The organism is Thermostichus sp. MS-CIW-38 (assembly GCF_054058415.1).
In genome coordinates this window covers 1-2473 of record NZ_JBSSAH010000072.1, presented here as the reverse complement: position 1 = coordinate 2473, position 2473 = coordinate 1, and the positions used below count along the sequence as shown (strand labels likewise).

Sequence of the window (2473 nt, the reverse complement as noted above, 5' to 3'; positions counted from 1 at the left end):
GGTCAGGACTTGGGTCATGGTTCTATTGTAACCTCGCATTCCTCCCGGCACTGACCCTACGGGTACAGTGCGGGGCTCCTGCGATTTCTAGCTGAAGAAGTTTGACCCAATTGGGATGACCCTAATTCAGGTGTTGAGCAAGGCTGTGCAGCACTTAGCAAGCTCCTCAATGGCACAGCTCCGGTTCTCGCCATCTTCAGGGTTTCGAGGGGCAAGTGATAGGGATCCCTGCCCCATTCAGTTTTCCGGCTCTCCTTCGGGTTCGGATGTCAGAATATGGTGATTAATTGTTAAAGCGTTAAAGCCGGGCAGAATGAGCACTTAGTACCGATGCTCCCCTACCCAGAGGCCGACCAATGCTGCCTTGCCCCAGGGATCCACTTTCACTTCTGCCCGCGTGGCTTCAGGGTAACGCCGAATATCCTCTTCCCAGGCATCTCCAATCGCTTCGGGAATAAAAAATTCTTCGGTTCCCAACTTGAGCTGCTGCCCGTCAAACCAGCCTCGCAGCACTTTCTCTTCAAGCTGCAAATCTTTGGGCATCTCCCGGCTGACACCGATTGCTCGCCAAGGTTGAGTGGGATCCCCTGCGGGGGGAGCCAAGCGCAGATAAAGGATCCCTGGGGTCTCCAATTCAGGTGACCAACCCGGCAGTTGCTCTAGGGTGGAGCGTCGACCGACGACGTAGCCCAAGGCCACGTACCGGCCCCGCAAAAGGTCATAGGGATCCACGGGGGCCGTTTGCAGGTAGATCGTGGTTCCGACAGCGAGGGTCAGCGCTTGCCGAGCCGGTATCAGCAGAACGATACCCAGCTGCAGCAGTAGGGGTAGCCAAAACCGCCATTTGGGCAGGGATCCCTTCTGAGAAAGATTCGACGGGCTAGCCATAGCAGCCAGAGAGAGTGACCTCTCTCTTATGGCACAGGTTTGCCAATCCCGGACAGAAGCGGGTAGAAGTGCCCCACTGGCCCCTGACCTGACCCGATGGCCAAAGGATGTCGCAGCGCTTCTGTTACATAGGCTTTGGCCGCCACTGTGGCCGCCAAGGGATCCCTGCCCCAGGCCATCTGTGCTGCAATGGCCGCCGAGAGGGTACAGCCGGTGCCGTGGGTGTGGCGGGTGGGGATCCGCTCTGTTTTCAGCACTTCCAGTCGCTCGCCATCGAACCACACATCCACCCCCTGCAGTTCCCCCGGCATACCCCCACCTTTGACCAACACCGCTCCACAGCCCAGGGTGCGAATCTGCTGAGCCGCCGTTTGCATATCCGCCAGGGACTGCAGCTGCAGCCCCGTTAAAATTTGCGCCTCATAGCGATTGGGGGTCAGCACCTGGGCCAAGGGGATCAGCCGCTCGCGGATGGCCTGAATGGCTTCATCTGCCAGCAACTTTGCTCCCGTGCGGGACACCATCACCGGATCCACCACCAGAGGCCGCAACGCCCAGCGCTCCACCTGACGGGCTACCTCCAGCACGATCTCGGCATTCAGCAACATGCCCGTCTTGATCCCTTGCACCCCAATGTCCTGCACCACGGCCTCAATTTGGGCGGCCACGGCTTCGGGGGGCAGCGCATCGACCCGGCTCACCCCAAGGGTATTCTGGGCGGTCACGCAGGTCAGGGCAGAGGTACCGTGTACCCGTTGGAAAGCAAAGGTGCGCAGATCCGCTTGGATCCCTGCTCCCCCACCACTGTCGGATCCAGCGATGGTGAGGGCGACAGGGGGGTGCTGCTCGGCCAGCAGTGGAGCCGGAGTTGGTTCAGATGCAGAGACAGACATTGGCCAAACGACAAAAATGGGCAAGGGTACCGATAGCCATTTCCATCAATCAATATGAACCATCTCTTTAACGTAGCAATGAAACTGTTGGTTCTCGATTGGTCTGAGACCACTGGGGTATTGGGAAAACTCTTGCAGACGTCTGTCAAGAAGCTGACTAAGAGTGAGTTGTCCTAGTCTAAATCCGAGTAGCCCTCATCAGTGGTGGCGACCACCTCAACCCAGGCTCTATCCCCCTCCACCGCCGTCAAGCTCCAGCGCAGAAGCCGAGCCCGCTGGCCCAGCTCCCGGTCAACTTGCTGACAGAGGGATTGCTCCAGTTGCGGGGCATAGAGAGGCGAGCTCAACGGCAGAGATAGGTGCAACAAATGCAACTTCACAGGAGTCGAGAACTGATCTCGCCAAGGAAACAGACTTACTTTCGATAACTTCTAACACTAAGAATCCAACAATATAAACTAATGTAGTATTTTCAGATTAGGCTGAGACAGCCGGGCTACTGAGAAAAACCTTTTGGGCCCCTGCATTATTGCTCCGCAACGCTATTGCTCCGCAACGCTGACGCGAAGACGCGACCAAGGTTTTAGTTGTGGGTACAGTGTCCTAGGTCGTGTTGATCTTATGTTAGGATAGAGAGAATAATTTATAGAGGAAAGAGGATGAAGTTGGTTTTTTTAGATGAAAACAAATGG

3 protein-coding genes are annotated in these 2473 nt (G+C 56.4%); all 3 read right to left on the bottom strand.

The annotated features are described in order from the left end of the window. Positions 1-321: 321 nt before the first annotated feature. The 3 genes from ACVWXZ_RS14215 to ACVWXZ_RS14205 all read right to left on the bottom strand — a co-directional run bounded on the left by ACVWXZ_RS14215 (position 322) and on the right by ACVWXZ_RS14205 (position 2161). On the bottom strand, positions 322-888 hold the full coding sequence (locus ACVWXZ_RS14215) for a GDYXXLXY domain-containing protein (protein WP_457482665.1): 567 nt from the start codon (positions 886-888) through the stop codon (positions 322-324). 26 nt (positions 889-914) lie between these two features. Further along, positions 915-1781, bottom strand: a complete 867-nt coding sequence (thiD, locus tag ACVWXZ_RS14210) for a bifunctional hydroxymethylpyrimidine kinase/phosphomethylpyrimidine kinase (protein WP_414357609.1) — start codon at positions 1779-1781, stop codon at positions 915-917. A 173-nt stretch (positions 1782-1954) separates the two neighbouring features. Then, the gene (locus ACVWXZ_RS14205) at positions 1955-2161 is read right to left on the bottom strand and encodes a hypothetical protein (RefSeq protein ID WP_457439818.1); all 207 of its coding nucleotides are present in this window, start codon (positions 2159-2161) and stop codon (positions 1955-1957) included. Positions 2162-2473: the final 312 nt, after the last annotated feature.